Here is a 17,328-nt window from a genome sequence, read left to right as displayed (position 1 = left end):
TAATATAAGTTTGCGCAATGATATTTACAAAGAAGGTGGGGAATTTTTTGAACAGCCAAGATGTGATTTTAGGAATTTTAATGGATGAGAATTGTTCGGGTTACGAAATCAAGCACAAATTTGAAACGCTGTTTTCTTATTTTTACAATGCCAGCTATGGAACGATTTATCCGACGCTCGGCAAGATGGAGAAGCAGGGATTAATTACGAAGGAGAGCATTTTGCAGGATGGCAAGCCGAATAAAAATGTGTATACGATTACGGAAGCGGGCCGGGAACAGTTTATGCTTTATTTAAAAAGCGATATCCAGGCTGTGGAAACGAAATCCGATTTTATGGTGAGGCTCGTTTTTGGAAAATGGGCAGATCAGGAGCAAGTGATTCAATGGCTGGAGAAAACGATTGCCAAACAGGAGGAAGAGATTGCCCAATTAACGGCAGATTATGCAAATTGGAAACCCAACATGAATGCTACCCAAGAGCTGTGTATCACAATCGGTATTGCCAATCAGGAGAGCTCCCATCAAATTTTGGTAGAAGGATTACGGAAGCTGAAAGCTCAATTATAAGGAGAAGGGGTTCAACATGAACAAGGAAAAAACAGGGCTGATCGTATTGGCAATGGCACTCGGCCTGCTAATGTCGTCTCTCGACAACACGATTACCTCTGCGGCACTGAGCCATATTATTAAAGACATTGGCGGATTTGAGCAGGTCAGCTGGGTATTTACCGCCTATATGCTCGCTTCAACGAGCATGATGCTCGTTTTTGGCAAAATGTCCGATTTATTCGGCCGCAAGCTATTTTATCTTATTGGCATATCGATTTTCCTCCTTGGTTCAGCCTTATGCGGCATGGCGCAGGATATAACACAATTAATCGTGTTCCGGGCTATTCAAGGAATTGGTGCGGGGGCGCTGCTGCCAATCAGCTTTACGATCATTTACACGGTGTTTGCCGATCCGAAGCAAGCTTCCAAAATGGCTGGCGTTTTTGCCGGTATCTTCGGCTTGTCTTCCGTTGCAGGACCGCAAATCGGGACGTTGTTATCAGAGGCTTGGGGCTGGAGATGGTGCTTTTACGTCAATGTTCCGATTGGCATCGTATCCTTTCTTGTATTGCTCTTTGCCCTCAAGGAATCTCGTTCGGAGCGGAAGCCAAAAATCGATTATTTAGGAACGGCATTCCTCATCATTTGCACCATTTCCTTGATGCTCGCTTTGGAGTGGGGTGGCAAGGACTACGCGTGGACGTCTTGGCAGATTTTATCGCTGTTCGCGGTGTCGGTTATCGTGGGCTTGCTGTTCATATCCGTTGAGCTGCGTGCAGAGGAGCCGATATTGCCCTTAGTTTTGTTCAAAAATCGGATGGTCGTCGGGCTATGTCTCGCTTGTCTCTGTCAGGGAGCGATTATGTTTTCGGCCATTGCTTATTTGCCGATTTTCTCAACCGCCGTATTAGGGCATGAAAACTCCAACGCTTTGTTGACTCCGATGATGGTTTCGTTAATATCCGGAGCGGTTTTGTTTGGTTTCTTGCAATCCAAATTTGCTTATCGGACGCTTATTGCTTTCACAATGGCAGCCGGAGTTATCGTCAGCTACTTGCTCAGTACGGTTAGCCATGATGCTTCCAATTGGTATATGATTGGTCTTATGATACTGCTTGGACTCGGAGCTATCGGCCCTTTGATGAGCATGTCGCAGACAGCTATGGCGGCAAGCGTGGAACGCAAATACATCGGTATTAGCTCGTCCATCGTTGGTTTCTGGCGCAGCATTGGCGGCGTTCTCGGCGCATCCATCATGGCGACCATAGTCAACAACAACTTGAAGACGCTGCTGTCGGATGGAGCGGCTGAGCACCACATTCCACAGGATCAGATCGCAACGCTGGCGAATCCAGAACAGCTCGTGCGAGGGGCAGGCAATGTTCCGCAAGATATTATTGCTTTCGTACGTGATTCTTTGGGAACCGCGATTAATCATGGATTTATGCTAAGTATTGTCTTCGCTGTTCTTGGCATTGTGGCGGCATTCGTTGCAGGGCCAGGCAGGCAAAGCATTCCTAATGCACAATCCGCTGCCAAGTAGGCTTCATGAGCAGGTTAACTAAGCTGTATAGTTCCAGAGCCTGAAGGTAAGATGGTCACATGAGGTTTAAGGTCCAATAGGATTGCAAGTGAACAAAAGAACGACGAGCGTTGGGCTCGCCGTTCTTTCTGTTGTATACAAGCATGATCTGTTGAATGCAAGCTGAAATCAGCCTTGAAGCTTTTAAATTAGCGTGTTCAGCGTGCAAGCAGCAATTTCATTTGCGTATCCAGCTGCTTATGCAGCGAAATAGGGTCGCTAACGCGGAATTTTTCCAATTGCGTATGATAGACGTGACTATTCTTCACTGCCGGCAGAGATTTCCACCATAATGTAGCCGATAATTGCTTAAAGCGATCGGGATCAACTACCGTCAAAAAGAGATGATCGCCCACATAAAGCGGGAGCTGCTCCTCCGAAATAATGCGGTATGCTTCCTTGTTAATCATTTCCCGCTGAATAATAGCTGGGGCAGCGAGCTCCAGACCGTCATATAAATTGTAGGCGCCTCTGCACCAGAAATTGCCGAACACATAAATCGAATCCGAGCGAATTTCAATAGAGGAGAACGTTTCGTCTCTTGCAAAAATAGCAGCTAGTCGCGTCTTATGCCGCTCCGTTTTCCGATTGTATTGCACAATCCACTGCTCAGCCTCCTGCTGCTTATTGAACGTTTCCCCAAGCATTTGAAGCAGGGAGAGTGGGTTATGCTCATTACCTGACAACAATAGGGTCGGAGCAATGGTGGACAGCTTATCGTAATCGTTTTGACATGGGGCAAGAATGAGCTCCGGCTGAAGATTGGCTATTTCCTCAAGCTGCATAGGGATGCTGTTGACCTTGTGGATATCGGAGCTTAGCTCGCGAAGATGCAAATTGTTCGCCAGGTTTTTGGCAGCAGCAATGGGGCGAATGCCTAGCGCAAGCAAATGGCCGAGACAGCTCATCGCGCAAATGTTAACCTGCTGTTTTTTATGATTGCGAATGAATTGGCCGGGTGATATCCCTACGGTTTGCTTGAAGCGCCGATTAAAATAAAACTCATCCCGGTATCCGACTGTATCGGCAATTTCCTGCAGGCGCCCGCCGCTCAGCAGCAGCTGCTTGGCTTGATTTATCCGCAAAGCGGTCATAAAGCCGGATACATTGGTGCCGGTCAACAGCTTAAACCAATGGGTAAATCGGCGAATGCTGATTTTGGCTTGCCCAGCAAGCTCCTCAACGGATACGTCCTGCTGATAATTCTCCTTCAACATAGCGATGATTTCCAGCACAGCTTGCCGCGAGTTTTCTGTTTTTTTATGCGGTCCCAGATGCTGGAGCAGGCTGCCCATCAGCTTCTGAAAGCTGCTATGTGCAGCCATTTGCTCCTGAGCATCAGCTGTATGCTGGTGCTTGGCGATTTCCTTGAGCTCGCGGATTAACGCCTCGAAGGACGGGACGCTAAACTCTCCAGCGTTTAAAAGGGAAGGCGGATGACTTTCGTTCGTATGTATGGAAAAGGTTAAAATCCACAGCGATAGCGGGGATTGATCTGTATTTTTTATCTCAATCGTACAGTGTGGATTTAGCAGAAAGCAGGTGCCGTACATTAAGGAATGCTCTTCGTTGTTCCAAGTCAGGACACCTTCCCCTTGCTGTGCGACGATCAGCGTGTACGTTGTAAGCTCCTGCTGTGGTACGATTAATGGGTGAGAAAAGCTGCCTTGCAGCATGCCATACAGTTGAAAGGATAGGGAGTTTACCGGGCTCGTGGCATGCAGCATATTCAAATTCAAAACAAACACCTCTTTTTGAGAATAGTTATCAATGGAATTGATTTTACACGAAATGTCCATTCATTACAATGCATCCGATTCGTCCATCAGCCTTCCGATTGGTGCAAAAAAACAGCCGTTCTATCCATTGTGGCACAATTAAGTGTAACGATATAATAAATGATGTTGAGAATCATTATCGATATATAAAGGGGAATGTGCAAAATGAAAGCTTTATTGAACAAGACACCATGGTTATGGATGAGTCTTATGTTTATTTTAATGGCAACGATGATTAGCGCTTGTGGCAGCAGCAACGGGACTAACTCGGTGCAGGGAGAAGCAGCGCCAGCCGCAACGGGAAATACGGAATCACAGGCAGCAGCAACGAAAACCGTTACGGATTCAGCAGACAGAAAAGTAGAAATTCCTAGCTCGCCGCAGCGGGTCGTATATACAGACAATACGGTAGGCGATATTTTGTTATTTGGTATTCAGCCTGTGGGATTAGTGCAAGGCGGTTTGGAAAATGCCGTATATAAAGAGAAAATTAAAGATGTTGCAGATGTGGGCTGGCCCATTAGTGCAGAGAAGCTGATCGAGATTCAGCCGGATGTTATTATTACCTCAGTTACGGATGCCGCACAAATTGAAGCAATGTCCAAAATTGCTCCGGTTCTCGTAACGAACGAATGGGACCCGATGGCAGAGCGTATTAAACGAATTGGCGAATGGTTCGGTTATGAAAAGGAGGCAGATGCTTTTCTAAACGAGCATAATGGGAAAGTAGCTGACATGTGGAAGGCTTTGGTGACGGATGGAACGATCAAAGAGGGTGAAACAGCCTCTGTATTTCAGCATATGTTAACGGCGAACAGGCTGAGCGTATACACAACCAGCTATTTAGCAAGCTTTGTTTATGATAAGGACGGCTTTAAGCCGACTGAACCGATTCAAAAGCTGATTGAGGATCCAAAAGGCTATGGCTATGTCGATATATCTGCCGAAATGCTGCCGGAGTTGGCTGGCGACCGCATTTTCATCGTCTACATTGATGCAGAAGAAGGCGAAGCGGCGAAAAAAATGATCACTGAGCCAATCTGGAGAGATCTCCCGGCAGTTAAAGCAGGGAAAGTTTATTTTATTGATGGAAGCCTAGGCGTTTCAACTGATCCGCTTGCAAGAGAGAAGCTGATTGAAGTGCTGCCAGGGATTTTGAAGCAGTAGCAGCGTAATAGATTTATAGCAAGCTAGAAAAACAAAATAAGCCTTTGCATTCCATATGGAATGCGAAGGCTTATTTACTTCAAGAAAAGTGTTGCCAAGTGTTAACTTAATACATTGCGAATATCGCAGCAAACATAAAGCCGCCTACCCCAAGCACCGTCAGAAACAGTGGAGGCGCGGATAAAATAATGCCTGCTATCGCCATGCCTTTGCCGCTGGAGGAACGCTTGGAGGCCAGACCGAATATAAATCCGAGCAGGCTGAAAATGAAAATGAGAATAGCAGAAATAATGACACTGGCCATTCCAGTTGTATCACTGGCATATGGATTTAATGCCGTCCCAATAAAACTGAACAAGCCTCCAACGCACAGCAATACGCTGATAATGCCAAAAATGAGCGATATAATCGCTAAGGCCAGCCTATTTTTCGGTTGTTTGTTGTGCGCAGCGGGTATGGGTTGTGGTACAGGTCGAGCAGACGCAGGAGGAGCGGCTTGGCGTGCTGCTGCAGTCGCTTGTCCGGAGGCCACTCGCGGATTGGCAACTGGCCGCTGAGTTTGGGCACTGGTAGGCCTCGCTGCTGAGGGCTGCCCGGGCCTATAGGGCGATGTTCCCGGTCTTCTAGGTGGTGTTTGCAAAGATATGACTCCCATCTATAGTGATATAGTCTCTCTATACCTGTCATCATTCGTCAAAGTTTTCCAAAATCCTCTTTTGGAATGATTAATTATGGAAGACATGGGGCGAATAACTTAACGTAATCTTACATAGTAGGTTAGAAGAAATTTCCAAAATTATCAAAAAAAGCTTCACAAATGAAAGACTCTCGTGTAATATGAAATCAGCTTCAATAGATTGTAAAAATTTCCTTATTAGGTAGGTGATAGGTTTATAGCTGACTACTAGCAATGAAAGGTAAGTGGTCCGTCGCAACCGTCTCTCATCCCAGATAACAGCTTTGGCATCCGCCTGAATGAAAATCAACAGGTACTCACTTACATTTATATCCTAGTATTCATATTGGAGGAGTGTATTTTTATGAAAAAGAGAGTAGCTTCTATTGTTGCAGGTATGCTGGTATTTGGTTCATTCGCCTCGATAGTCGCAGCAGAAGAAAATAGCGAGCCAAATTTTACTGATTCCTCGCAAATTTTCATTACGACGCCGGATTGGGTAGCTCCTTTGGCTGTATCGCCTGAGGAAAAGGTATGGGGCTATTTGGAAAGTGTAAGAGACAGATTGAATGTTGGCACAGAGGGCGACATTCGTGATCATTTCCGTATTGTAGAGCAGCAGACCAATGGTACAACCGGGACGATCCATTTTAGGTTGAGCCAATATGCGTCGGGCATTCCTGTATATGGTGCCGATCAGACGCTGCATGTTGATAGTGAAGGACAGGTAACGTCCCTTCTCGGCAGCGTTGTTGAAAATGTGCAGGAAAAGCTGCCGCAAACGCTCGTTCCGGTCATTCCGATTAGCGAAGCAGATGCGATTGCCGCCGCCGAGGCTGACGTGGCACAGGAGTATGGCGCGCTTGGCGAGCCGCAAACGACTCCTAAAGCAGATTTGTATTATTTCGTACAGGATGGCGAGCCGGTATTATCTTATATTACAGAAGTGAATGTACTGGAGCCTGAGCCGCTGCGGGTTAGATATTTTATCGCGGCGGAGACAGGCAGCGTATTGTTTAAATATAATATTTTGCATCATATAACGGGTACGGGAACAGGTGTGAACGGAGACAGCAAGACATTTGAAACGAGGCAGGTTGGCTCCAATTATCAGCTGTATGATATAACTCGCGGGAACGGCATTATAACTTATAATGCAAATAATGGGCTGTCGCTTCCGGGAACGATTTTCTCCAGATCAACGAACATTTGGACGGATGGAGCTGCTGTTGACGCTCATGCTTATGCAGCTAAAACCTATGATTATTATTGGCAGAAATTCGGCCGCAACAGCTTGAACAACAATGGCCTGCAGCTCCGTTCTACGGTCCATTATTATACGAACTATAACAATGCGTTCTGGAATGGCGTGCAAATGGTATACGGCGATGGCGATGGCGTAACCTTTAAGCCGCTGTCTGGCGATTTGGATGTAGTCGGCCACGAGTTTACGCATGGCGTAACGGAATATACGGCTAATCTGGAGTATTACGGCGAATCGGGTGCTATTAATGAATCGATTTCCGATATTATCGGCAACTCCATTGAAGGGGACGGCTGGTTGATTGGGGATGATGTGTATACGCCAGGCATTCCGGGAGATGCGCTCCGCTCGCTAGCCAATCCAACTTTATATAATCAGCCCGCCCACTACAGCAATCGCTATACAGGTTCCGCTGACAATGGCGGCGTGCATATCAATAGCGGCATTAACAACAAAGCGTTTTATTTGCTGGCGCAAGGCGGAACGTTTAGCGGCGTGAGCGTTACGGGTATTGGTAGGGAACAAGCGGTACAAATTTATTACAATGCGCTTGTATACTATTTGTCGACATTCTCTAATTTCTCCGCCACTCGTGCAGCAGTCATCCAATCGGCAACGGAGCTGTACGGCGCAACTTCGACGCAAGTAGCTTCAGTTAAGCAAGCTTATAATGCCGTAGGCGTCTATTAAAAAATGCAAGTAAAATGATATATAATAGGGGAAAAGGCCAATCAGGAACGTCTGGTTGGTTCTTTTTTTGAAAAAATTTATTCGTTTATGAGCGTATGCTGCTGAAATCTTCTTTACGGATATTGCCTATAGCCTGCTATCGCGCTATGCTGGTATAAGCCTTTATTACAAAAGTTAGGGAACGATAAAAATGAAAATTGGTTTTTTGGATTCGGGTATTGGCGGGCTAACCGTAATGGCTGAGGCGCTTCGACGACTCCCTGCTCAGGATTATCTTTTTATGGCTGATAATTTGCATGTTCCTTATGGAACGAAGTCGAAGGAGGAAGTCAGAGCTTTTATTCTGGAGGCTGTGGAAACGATGGTGGGCGAAGGAATTGATGCCTTGGTTGTTGCTTGCAATACAGCGACCAGCATTGCTGTTGCCGAGCTGCGAACGATGTATTCTTTTCCCATTGTCGGCATGGAGCCGGCGGTTAAGCCAGCGGTTGAGATGAACCGCAGGACGGGGAAGCGGGTGCTGGTGTTCGCGACACCGCTAACGCTGCAGCAGCCTAAGTATTATGCTCTTGTGTCACGGGTAGACGATGAGGGGATTGTAGACTCCTTGCCGCTTCCTGAGCTTGTCCGCTATTGTGAGGACTTGCAGTTTGACAAGCGCATTATGGGCGACTATTTCCACTCCAAGCTGGCTGGGTATGATTTGGACCGTTATGGCATTGTCGTCCTGGGCTGTACCCATTACCCCTTCTATAAAGGGCTGCTCCGCGAAATATTGCCGCCACACATTCAGATTATAGATGGCAATGCGGGCACGATAAAACGCCTCACGGCGCTGCTAAGCCGAGTAGGCATGGTAGGCGGCGTAAGAAGCGGCAGCGTTCGCTTTATGTGTACCGGCAATGATCCTGCTTACATTGAGAAAATACGAACAGCCTTTGAATTGATCAGTGGGAGCAATGTGCAGAACGAAGAAATTATGAACTAATGAAAATAAACAGTCTAAAGCGGACGCCTGCTATAACGGGGGCGGCTTTAGGCTGTTTGCTATTTTCCAGTAATGCTTGGGATAGATAGCGCTCATTTGAGCTTCGTAATCCAGAAGCCAAGCACGACGATAGCAAGCCCTGCAATTGTTTTCCAATTGGGCAACTCCCGCAAAAATATCATCCCAATAATTACACAAACCAAAATTTCAATGCCTTTTGATAAGGTGAGAGCAAAGGTCAAATTTCCAAAGCCTTTATACAAAAATTTGACGCCAAAGCCAATCATGACATTTGCAGCAAAGATGATGGGGAGCAGCTTGAACTGATACCAGATCGTCGCCCAGAAAACAGGATCTATATGCTTGCTCTGATAAGCGAATACGGCATTCACCGCGAATAATCCTCCAAGCAGGAGGGCGATAGCATAAACGAGCAGCATGGGTTTGCGGCTCCTTTCATTCAAATATTCCGTTGCGCTTATATGTTGCCCAAGGGAAAGATTTTTTAAAGGAGGCAATTGTGAAATTTATGATGATGGCCTGCTTAAATTGTGGGGTAAGAACATTTGGAGCATACGATTTTAACTCGATGAGTTATCCCACAGAATTTTACGGAAAACACTGCAGCATTAGCAGCCCTAAACGAAACAGCCCTGTCTTTTTCCAAGAGGAAAGTGACAGGGCTGATTCGTTTGCTTATTCATATTTTTTAAAAGCGCCTTTGTCATCCTGGACGTTTTCCAAATACAAGATTTTTCCGTCGTCTGTTAGTTTGGCGATATCAATCCCGGTTTTAGCGTATACAGCACCTTCAGCTGTTTTACCGCATACTGCCCAGTTGGTCTGGTAAGTGCCATTGCCCTGCAGCTCCCAGCTGTCCCACATATGCTTAATGTCATTATTGAATTGGTGAAAGGCTTTAATGAAGCTTTCGAAGCCTGTACGTTTTGTACCATTTAAAACAATTGCTACATCAGGTGTGAAGAGAGCCAGCAGCTTCTCCATCGCCTGCTCGTCTGTACGGGAGGCGTCAAAAAGTTGGAAATAATCGTCTAAAACGGTTGCTTTTGTCGTGTTGTTCATCATCATTGCTCCTAATCTTTGCGCCTATTACGCAGATATAAATATTTAGTTCGATAATTATCGAACTGATGACAGCTTAGCATAACGCGCCAAAGGAATACAAGGAATAGTTTGAATAAACTCGAACATTGAAACATGCTGCCGGATGTGATACGTTGGGCAGTATGAGAACTGTAAAATTACCAGAAGCCAATGAAATGAAGCTCACAACGGTGCTTCATGCGCTGAGCGACCCTGTGCGGCTTAAAATTGTTTTATGCCTTGCCCGGGCAGGGGAGAAAAACTGCTCCTCCTTCGAGGTGGAGCATCTGTCCAAATCGACGCTATCGCATCATGTCAAAATATTGCGCGAAGGAGGAATAATTCAGCCGCGAATTGAAGGCAAGCAGCACTACTATTCCGTTCGCCGGGACAATCTCGACTTATGTTTTCCAGGGCTGCTGGATTCCATTCTGGCAACGGACGAGCAGTATATTTAAGAGAATTAGAAGGGGAAATAAAAAAAATGGCCAATAATCTGGACCCTAAGTCAAGGACACTTAGAAAAAAGAATTAAGCAGCACGTAAGAGATGATTCCTGTACGTGACCCTTGATGTGATGTAACTTGGCAAACTGGCGATACATTGCTGGAGTTGTGTTTGAATAAATATTGTGATCTTCTTATTTGCTTTCTTGGCGTCATCCTCGATCATTTCAATGAGTTGTTTTAAGGCTATGGCCCAATCTAATTGGCTTACTTTTTCGATGTTGCCATGCGAGCAAAATGTAACGGGAAAAGACAATGGTAGTGTGACTTATGAACGTGTCATAGGAACATCCCTAAAACTCTGTTTGTAGTCGCAGTAAGGATTTTGCGCACTTGAAGAACACTTCAATATCCCAACGAACTCCATAGACCCGGATAATTTCTTCCTCGGAGACAGCTCGGTACGAATGGAACGTAAGATCCACTTACTCTTTCCTTGAACGGGGATAGCTTCAAAGTAAAGCTCTTGTAAGGATAAGCGGCATTCACCAGAAATATAGCGCTTCTTGTCTGCTTTGACCATACCAATCACATCCAGACCCAGATCAAGCATCGCTTGGATTAATGGAGCATGTGTGAACCAACTATAAGCACGTATGAAGCCTGTATACCAGCCGAAAACGCACGATCAAGCATAGTTGGAATGACTTCAGGAGCTGGGAGTAAAGCCTCGACCCGCCGCTTGTATCCGGATGTTCACTTGTTGATCCCTTGCATGATACCGTTCACTTGAGATTTAACAGAAGCGAGCAAGGAGAAGTCAACTGGGATAAACGTATGGCCATCCAACCACCCTAGCGTGAGTATTCGAAATCCTTTGTAGTAGAAACCTGGCGCGTGATCCTTAAATCTGGAAAGCAACTCTACCGCTTTACTAAGATTACGTTTGAACATAGAGTCGTCAATCACAAATACGGATATACGATCTTCTCCTTTTAGCGGTGGAACTTTGTCAATGGTGGAGGAGCTGAGCAAGGACAAAAACCGACGCCATGCATAACCGCTGTTATTAAGGAGTCGATAGACCGCATCCTTGCCAGAAAAAGACTCACCTTTCTCGCTTTCCAGTAGGCGAAACCAGTTTCTGTGATGGAACAAGAGCACAAAAACAAGCTGGAATAAAAACAAGCAGGCAAACCAAAATTCTTCTTGAAACCTGCTGTTTTCAAGTGTTGTAGCACTTTCAGTTCTTTGAAAGCTGTTTTGATTTCTTTCGGGAGTTGGTTCTTTTGCACATTTTGCTCTATCATAAGAGGACATCTCTTCTGTATTGTAGTGATTGCTTCGACACTTTCACTTTACCAAATGAAGCGGTGTTTTTCTATTTTACAACTACTAAATTGGATTCTCCGTTTATTCAGTTATATCATTCTATTGTGCCAATTTTCGCTCTGCGAAAGTTGAGTTGTAAGGAAGAAACCCTCTGCTATCCTCGTAAAAGTTGACCCTCCCCAAAGTCAGATAACTTACTATAATCATTTGGAATTTTTCCTTTTGTTTTGTATTCAGACAATCAATCACTTGAGGTACGAGCATTTATTTCCACATAATTACTTTAGACCTATATATTATATCGAATATTGTCGTTATATGGTTCTAAAATACCGAAAATTAAATTTAACTTGCCATATGAAAAATATTGGGTTAATCTTTAGTTGATTCAAATTTAATTATTTTAAAATTTGTAATTAATTTTTAAATAAAGGAGGATAATGAGGGTAATTATAAAACAATTACAAATTAATAATAACAATAGTTTGAATTTCAACCTAAAAATTGGAGGGATTAAAAATGAAAAAAGTGATTACTAAAAAGACGGCTTTGAAAGGATTTGCTATTACCGCAGCATTGCTCGCAATCACTGCACAGGCTGCTTTCGCAGGTTCCTTTACTCAACAACATGTAGATAGCAATTCGTTTGGAATTGTGGTTGGATCAACAGGAACGAAAAATTCAACTAGCAATCCAGTCGTTAATGTAAGCAACATTTATAAAGCTGACGGAACGAACAGTACTTATAAAGAAATAGATGGTCAAGTGCGCTCTGGGTCAACTATTGTCTCACTAAGTACAAATGTAGATGTTCCAAAAGGTGAAGACATTACAATTCCAATATCATCAGAATATAGAGTAGCTAAAGTATCTCTTTCATTTTACGCTAAAGGAAATGATCCTGCGTTGGACTGCAAAATCACTGGTGTTTTTGATGCAAAATAAGTAAACTAATAGAGGCACATTCCAGATGTTGGGATGTGCCAATTTGGACAATGAGTAAAATGATTTTAACTGAGAGGAACATTTATATGGATTTAGCTAGGTCACTGATTATGCAATTTTCGTTAATGGTAAACAAATTGAATTTCAAAATTGGCTTTTCGATAATGATGTTGTTTTCTGTAGGTGTCTACATATTGAACGTCTATTCAAATATGGGAGAGGACATATCTACCCTTTATTCAGCAGACTCCTTTTATATTGGCAATTCATTTGGTTCTTACTTTCGATATTTTTCATCAATTTTCCCCTATATTGTTGTATTTCCTTTTTCATTTTCTTATCTTAATGATCAAAGTGTAAAAGTTTCTCCGTTTTTGCTGACAAGGATGGGGAATAATTATTACTATTCAAAACTAATCATAGCTTTTATAGGTGGATTTATATTGATTTTCATTCCTTTTCTTGTGAACATTTTATTGAACTTAATCACATTTCCCGAAAACTCTAATACCTATTTTGGTTATTTTAATGATATAAATTTCATCAAAGATTTAACTGGCCAAAATGTTATAAATGAATCTTATGGATACGGTATGTCGTTTTTAGGATTTTATTTAACTAGTCCTTTTCTCTACAATCTGTTGTATCTATTCTTGTTATCTCTATTATCAGGACTTCTAAGTATATTTGCTTTAGCATGTTCTTATTGGATTAAAAAGTTCAAAGTCTTAGTATTTATTCCAATGTATCTTTTGATGTTTGTCTTTGACACTGCTGATTTTCATTCTTTCAATTCGACCAAATATCTAAATACCGATTTGCTAGATTATGTGTCAATCGATACAACGGCAGGAAAAAGCCTAGCCTTCTATTTGATATTTTGCATAACTATTCTCGGTTTTTCTATATTTAGAACATATCAGGTCAGTAGGCATGACCAGATCTAGGGGACACTATGACTAGAAGAAATTTGCTATTGAAAATATTCTCTATAGTACCTGTAATCGTGTTTTACCATACCCTGACCTTATCTAGTTCAACACAATTAGATGTTCCAATTAAAACGATGATTGCAGAATTATTGTTTGGTGCTTTGCATGTTGGAAGTATTAAGTCTTATACGTTGATACTTGATAAGCTATTTTATATTTTACTCTTTAGCATGTTATTTGGAACCCACATATACAGAAATTTTTTAGTGGGCAGTGAATACCTGTTTTCAAGAGTGAAGGATAAAAGAAAATGGTTTCATAAAAAAAGTGTAGAATTGGTCAGTATAGCTGGGTGCTATACCACTCTATTCCTAGCTACCATTCTTTTAGTATGCTTATATCGATCAAATAACGGATTGGACACTGAAACTGTAAAAATGCTTATATTTCTATGGATCACGATTACCTTATTCCTTACTTTGGTGACGTTACTGATTAACTTGTTATCTATTCGCTTTAGTAGTAATATCGCCTTTCTAAGCGTCTATATTGTCATAATGATACTAATTACACTTACATTGAGTATGCGTTCCATTCCCATCTTTAATGAAAACCCATATTTGCTTTTACTTAATCCTGTAGCTGCTATTATCTTGAACATGATGGAGAACGATTTGATGAATATAACTACTAGTTCTTATTTTATCTTTTTAAATGGAATAGTAGTTATGATTGGTGCTAGATACATTAATAAGATGGATATAGCGATGATAGACAATGAGAGTAATTGATTGAGAAAGGTAGTTGGATAACTTGCCACAAATTACAACCTACAACCTCAGCAAAGATATAAAAGGGACTCAGGTACTAAAAGACATTAATATCTCTTTGGAAAGTGGACAAATATACGGATTTGTTGGCAAAAATGGATCTGGGAAAACAATGCTCTTCCGTGCTCTTAGTGGTTTGATTAAACCTACTACTGGCAAGATTCTTATCGATAGAAAAGAGCTACACAAAGAAGTTCACTCTGTAAAGAAAATAGGGATTATAATAGAAAATGCCGGACTATATCCTGAATTTACTGGTTTTAAAAATCTTCAACTGTTAGCAAAAATCAATAAACTAGTTGGTAATGAAGAAATAAAAGTTGCGATACAAAGAGTAGGACTTGACCCGGATGATAAGCGAACAGTAAAGAAGTATTCATTGGGTATGAAACAAAGAATCGTAATTGCACAAGCAATTATGGAAAAACCTGATTTCCTTTTGCTTGATGAGCCTACAAATGCCCTTGATGATAGTGGTATTGAGCTTGTAAGGACAATTATTAAACAGGAGTCTGAACGTGGGGCTCTGGTCTTATTAGCGAGTCACAGCAAAGAGGATATTGATCAACTTTGTGATAAGAAGTTTTTTATGCTTAATGGCGTTCTAAGTGAAGGTGAATGATGATGAAACGCTGGATTGCCTTGCAAGTATTGATAGTTGTGGTTGCTCTAGTCATTGGTCAATCTCTGAAAACAACATTTACAGATGCAGGCCTTTTAGATATTAAAAGTACAGAAGAGGCATTTACTTTAGAACATGGTCTCGATTATGTATTTGCAGAAGATACCTATGAAAGCTTTGTAGACTATCAGAGCACTTATCTTGATAGTGTGAAAAGTGCGTCTTTAATAGTGGTAGCAAAACCTGCAGGAAATATTACTCAAAAGCATTTCAGCTTAGGTCAGGAGATAATAATAGAGAAAGTAATAAAAGGAAATAGTGATATTGTTAATACCTCAGCATTCGTTTATGGAACGTATGGTTTTGCAATAAGAGAAGGTCATACAAAACCGCTATATTATTCCACTCAAAATCTAATGAAACCAGATCATCAATATTTAGTATTCTTATCTGACCTAGAGCTAAATGATTACACTGAGGAAGATAGTTATTTGCTTGTTGATTCATTCTTTAGCTATCTAGATCTGACTAGTGATAGCAATGAAATTACAAATATTCCATTAGAGAATTTAAAGTTTTCTGACTTGAAGGATTTAGAGTTTTTTTCAAGCTCTCAGAAAGCGTTAAATGAGATATTAAAAATCAAACAGCAAATTATTGAGGACAACGGTTTGTAGTTATAGGAAGGAATGGTCTGCATCCAGATTGGTCGTGCAGGCCTTTTTCTATACACCGTATGGTAATCATTTTCCAAGGTCATCTTAATGGAGCGAGAACCCTTCTTGAAGCCTCTTCGATGAAGTGCCTTCTTGATCAAAGCACCAGCGGGCTTGTCCGCTTTGAGGCGTGTAAGTCGTTTTTCAGCGCTTTTAAGGTAGTTGTAGTACCCTGAACGAGACACGCCTAGCAATTGACAGAAGTAACGAGTCATTCGTTCTTGGCCATGCTTTAGCGCGTTTTGGATAAGCTCAAAACAGTCACTCTTGTGTAGATTTTGTCCGTTTGCTAACAGCCTCCTTCGTTCTTGTCTAACTTTTTTACGTATGCCAGCTGAGACTCCATGAGTTTAATCTTCGCTTCTTGCTTCGCAATCATCCCTTCTGGGGATAAGGAGCATTTTGAAGGGCGTAGTGCAGCTTCTTTACGCGAGTCCGCCAGTCCCGTAATTCCGTCTTTCACATAGGCTTTCTTCCAACGATCCGTACCTTGCTCGACTCGTTTCATTCCGAGCAGCTCCACATCGAATAGGTTCGCCTCGAATATCTCTCTGGGTGATTGAACAGACAAATATTGATCGATGAACAGACGTTTAAATTCATCGGCATAGGTAATCGATTTTTCGCTCACTCGCAAAACATACAGATATGACGCAAGTCGTTCACGTTCGGTTTGATTGAAAAGCTTTTTGTTCATTTACCTTACCTCCACTGTTGTCTTCAGTATACAAAAAGGTACCCATGCACTAAACACATTTTTGAAGTGTCCAGTGTATGGGTACCAGATTACAAACGTCCTCTTTTTTTAATGCGTATTAACGTTTCTCGGACACCGGAACCGCATTGTAATATTCATCGAGCGTAATGTCGCGCTCGTCAAGCTCTTTAGCCAGCTCCTTGCCGACATATCGAATATGCCAAGGCTCATATTTGTAGCCGGTAATGCTGTCTTTCCCTTCGGGATAACGAATAATATAGCCATATTCCGATGCATGATCTGCGAGCCAATCTGCTTCAGGCGTACCCGCAAAACAATCCTCTGCCGCACATTTGCCATCTGCACCCGTAACATCAATGGCTAGGCCGGTCTGATGCTCGCTCGTACCCGGAACTGCGCTGTACATGCGAGCGGCTTCTTCGCCATCTTTTTTCACATAATTGTCGAACAGTGTTTTCTGGCGATCATAAGATCGATAGCCGGAAACGCCAGCTAGCTTAATGCCATCACCAGCTGCTCCGGCGAATAATTGCTCTAAAGCGTCAGCTGCTTCCTTGCGCAGCATGCGCTTGTCGATTTTCTCAGTGAAGGTGAATGCCACATCAGGATATACCAAATCCTGCGGCTCATAACCTTCTGGCAAGCTATATTGCTTGTTTACGAGTACAACAGCTGCAGCAGGGTTCGCTACGACAAGCAAATCCTCAACGGTACCAGACGTTTCTTGCACGGCGTTATCCACCGCTGTCCCAGCAGCATCGGTATTCGTATTGCTTGCTGGTGATTGGCTAGCTATGGGCGATACCGTTTCTTGTGCGCCAGTACAGCCAAACGCAAACAGCAGCAGCAGAACCGTCAGAGCCTGTCCTGTTCTTTTTATCTTCATGTTCAAAAATGCCTCCTTAAGTGATCCCTATGACGAATTATAACGGGCAATCGTTTCGAAATATGCAGAAAATGTATCGAAATTGTAACATTTTCAGTTTT

General features: G+C 42.7%; 16 protein-coding genes and 1 pseudogene. 10 read left to right on the top strand and 7 right to left on the bottom strand.

Annotated features, from left to right (window positions below; all coding sequences use genetic code 11):
• The first annotated feature begins 47 nt into the window (after positions 1 to 47).
• Entirely contained in the window at positions 48 to 569 is a 522-nt protein-coding gene (locus tag ACSR9A_RS01015; RefSeq protein ID WP_473755158.1) for a PadR family transcriptional regulator, read from the top strand.
• A 16-nt stretch (positions 570 to 585) separates the two neighbouring features.
• Positions 586 to 2,094, top strand: coding sequence for a DHA2 family efflux MFS transporter permease subunit (locus ACSR9A_RS01010; protein ID WP_473755157.1), 1,509 nt, complete (start codon positions 586 to 588; stop codon positions 2,092 to 2,094).
• A 197-nt stretch (positions 2,095 to 2,291) separates the two neighbouring features.
• Here the strand turns inward: ACSR9A_RS01010 and ACSR9A_RS01005 are convergent, their stop codons facing one another.
• The gene (locus ACSR9A_RS01005) at positions 2,292 to 3,872 is read right to left on the bottom strand and encodes a helix-turn-helix domain-containing protein (protein WP_473755156.1); all 1,581 of its coding nucleotides are present in this window, start codon (positions 3,870 to 3,872) and stop codon (positions 2,292 to 2,294) included.
• A gap of 204 nt (positions 3,873 to 4,076) precedes the next feature.
• Here ACSR9A_RS01005 and ACSR9A_RS01000 point away from each other — a divergent pair, with 204 nt between their 5' ends.
• Positions 4,077 to 5,078, top strand: a complete 1,002-nt coding sequence (locus ACSR9A_RS01000) for an ABC transporter substrate-binding protein (RefSeq protein WP_473755155.1) — start codon at positions 4,077 to 4,079, stop codon at positions 5,076 to 5,078.
• 106 nt (positions 5,079 to 5,184) lie between these two features.
• On the opposite strand, the gene ACSR9A_RS00995 is transcribed toward ACSR9A_RS01000, so the two are convergent.
• On the bottom strand, positions 5,185 to 5,718 hold the full coding sequence (locus ACSR9A_RS00995) for an Asp23/Gls24 family envelope stress response protein (protein WP_473755154.1): 534 nt from the start codon (positions 5,716 to 5,718) through the stop codon (positions 5,185 to 5,187).
• Positions 5,719 to 6,118: 400 nt separating this feature from the next.
• On the opposite strand from ACSR9A_RS00995, the gene ACSR9A_RS00990 reads away from it, so the two are divergent.
• Entirely contained in the window at positions 6,119 to 7,708 is a 1,590-nt protein-coding gene (locus tag ACSR9A_RS00990; protein ID WP_473755153.1) for a M4 family metallopeptidase, read from the top strand.
• Between the two features lie 190 nt (positions 7,709 to 7,898).
• Positions 7,899 to 8,696 (top strand): glutamate racemase, encoded by a 798-nt coding sequence (gene murI / locus ACSR9A_RS00985; RefSeq protein ID WP_473755152.1) that lies wholly within the window; start codon positions 7,899 to 7,901, stop codon positions 8,694 to 8,696.
• A gap of 92 nt (positions 8,697 to 8,788) precedes the next feature.
• Here the strand turns inward: murI and ACSR9A_RS00980 are convergent, their stop codons facing one another.
• Together ACSR9A_RS00980 and ACSR9A_RS00975 are read right to left on the bottom strand one after the other, a co-directional pair.
• The gene (locus tag ACSR9A_RS00980) at positions 8,789 to 9,136 is read right to left on the bottom strand and encodes a hypothetical protein (protein WP_473755151.1); all 348 of its coding nucleotides are present in this window, start codon (positions 9,134 to 9,136) and stop codon (positions 8,789 to 8,791) included.
• 256 nt (positions 9,137 to 9,392) lie between these two features.
• Entirely contained in the window at positions 9,393 to 9,779 is a 387-nt protein-coding gene (locus tag ACSR9A_RS00975; RefSeq protein WP_473755150.1) for a nuclear transport factor 2 family protein, read from the bottom strand.
• Positions 9,780 to 9,943: 164 nt separating this feature from the next.
• On the opposite strand from ACSR9A_RS00975, the gene ACSR9A_RS00970 reads away from it, so the two are divergent.
• Positions 9,944 to 10,258 (top strand): ArsR/SmtB family transcription factor, encoded by a 315-nt coding sequence (locus tag ACSR9A_RS00970; RefSeq protein ID WP_473755183.1) that lies wholly within the window; start codon positions 9,944 to 9,946, stop codon positions 10,256 to 10,258.
• A gap of 73 nt (positions 10,259 to 10,331) precedes the next feature.
• On the opposite strand, the pseudogene ACSR9A_RS00965 reads toward ACSR9A_RS00970, so the two are convergent.
• Positions 10,332 to 11,556, bottom strand: a pseudogene (locus tag ACSR9A_RS00965) (IS4 family transposase).
• Positions 11,557 to 12,097: 541 nt separating this feature from the next.
• On the opposite strand from ACSR9A_RS00965, the gene ACSR9A_RS00960 reads away from it, so the two are divergent.
• The 4 genes from ACSR9A_RS00960 (at position 12,098) to ACSR9A_RS00945 (ending at position 15,584) form a co-directional block, all read left to right on the top strand.
• Positions 12,098 to 12,523, top strand: a complete 426-nt coding sequence (locus ACSR9A_RS00960; RefSeq protein WP_473755149.1) for a hypothetical protein — start codon at positions 12,098 to 12,100, stop codon at positions 12,521 to 12,523.
• Positions 12,524 to 13,478: 955 nt separating this feature from the next.
• Entirely contained in the window at positions 13,479 to 14,246 is a 768-nt protein-coding gene (locus ACSR9A_RS00955) for a hypothetical protein (protein ID WP_473755148.1), read from the top strand.
• A 22-nt stretch (positions 14,247 to 14,268) separates the two neighbouring features.
• Positions 14,269 to 14,907 carry an ATP-binding cassette domain-containing protein gene (locus ACSR9A_RS00950; protein ID WP_473755147.1) on the top strand — a complete coding sequence of 213 codons (639 nt, stop codon included), beginning with the start codon at positions 14,269 to 14,271 and terminating at the stop codon, positions 14,905 to 14,907.
• Positions 14,908 to 14,909: 2 nt separating this feature from the next.
• The gene (locus ACSR9A_RS00945) at positions 14,910 to 15,584 is read left to right on the top strand and encodes a hypothetical protein (protein WP_473755146.1); all 675 of its coding nucleotides are present in this window, start codon (positions 14,910 to 14,912) and stop codon (positions 15,582 to 15,584) included.
• Between the two features lie 328 nt (positions 15,585 to 15,912).
• On the opposite strand, the gene ACSR9A_RS00940 is transcribed toward ACSR9A_RS00945, so the two are convergent.
• Entirely contained in the window at positions 15,913 to 16,320 is a 408-nt protein-coding gene (locus ACSR9A_RS00940) for an HTH domain-containing protein (protein WP_473755145.1), read from the bottom strand.
• A gap of 118 nt (positions 16,321 to 16,438) precedes the next feature.
• Positions 16,439 to 17,227 (bottom strand): M15 family metallopeptidase, encoded by a 789-nt coding sequence (locus ACSR9A_RS00935; protein ID WP_473755144.1) that lies wholly within the window; start codon positions 17,225 to 17,227, stop codon positions 16,439 to 16,441.
• Positions 17,228 to 17,328 lie beyond the last annotated feature (101 nt).

Source organism: Paenibacillus sp. R-74696 (assembly GCF_055814915.1).
Note: the sequence above shows the minus strand (reverse complement) of the source record. Positions and strands in the feature narration are given on the sequence as shown.

Bases quoted from the DNA above. Each gene is read 5' to 3' on its own strand.
- ACSR9A_RS01010 (WP_473755157.1), top strand. From the start codon at position 586: ATGAACAAGGAAAAAACAGGGCTGATCGTATTGGCAATGGCACTCGGC.
- ACSR9A_RS01000 (WP_473755155.1), top strand. From the start codon at position 4,077: ATGAAAGCTTTATTGAACAAGACACCATGGTTATGGATGAGTCTTATG.
- ACSR9A_RS00990 (WP_473755153.1), top strand. From the start codon at position 6,119: ATGAAAAAGAGAGTAGCTTCTATTGTTGCAGGTATGCTGGTATTTGGT.
- murI (WP_473755152.1), top strand. From the start codon at position 7,899: ATGAAAATTGGTTTTTTGGATTCGGGTATTGGCGGGCTAACCGTAATG.
- ACSR9A_RS00980 (WP_473755151.1), bottom strand. From the start codon at position 9,136: ATGCTGCTCGTTTATGCTATCGCCCTCCTGCTTGGAGGATTATTCGCG.
- ACSR9A_RS00975 (WP_473755150.1), bottom strand. From the start codon at position 9,779: ATGAACAACACGACAAAAGCAACCGTTTTAGACGATTATTTCCAACTT.
- ACSR9A_RS00970 (WP_473755183.1), top strand. From the start codon at position 9,944: ATGAGAACTGTAAAATTACCAGAAGCCAATGAAATGAAGCTCACAACG.
- ACSR9A_RS00960 (WP_473755149.1), top strand. From the start codon at position 12,098: ATGAAAAAAGTGATTACTAAAAAGACGGCTTTGAAAGGATTTGCTATT.
- ACSR9A_RS00955 (WP_473755148.1), top strand. From the start codon at position 13,479: ATGACTAGAAGAAATTTGCTATTGAAAATATTCTCTATAGTACCTGTA.
- ACSR9A_RS00945 (WP_473755146.1), top strand. From the start codon at position 14,910: ATGAAACGCTGGATTGCCTTGCAAGTATTGATAGTTGTGGTTGCTCTA.
- ACSR9A_RS00940 (WP_473755145.1), bottom strand. From the start codon at position 16,320: ATGAACAAAAAGCTTTTCAATCAAACCGAACGTGAACGACTTGCGTCA.
- ACSR9A_RS00935 (WP_473755144.1), bottom strand. From the start codon at position 17,227: ATGAAGATAAAAAGAACAGGACAGGCTCTGACGGTTCTGCTGCTGCTG.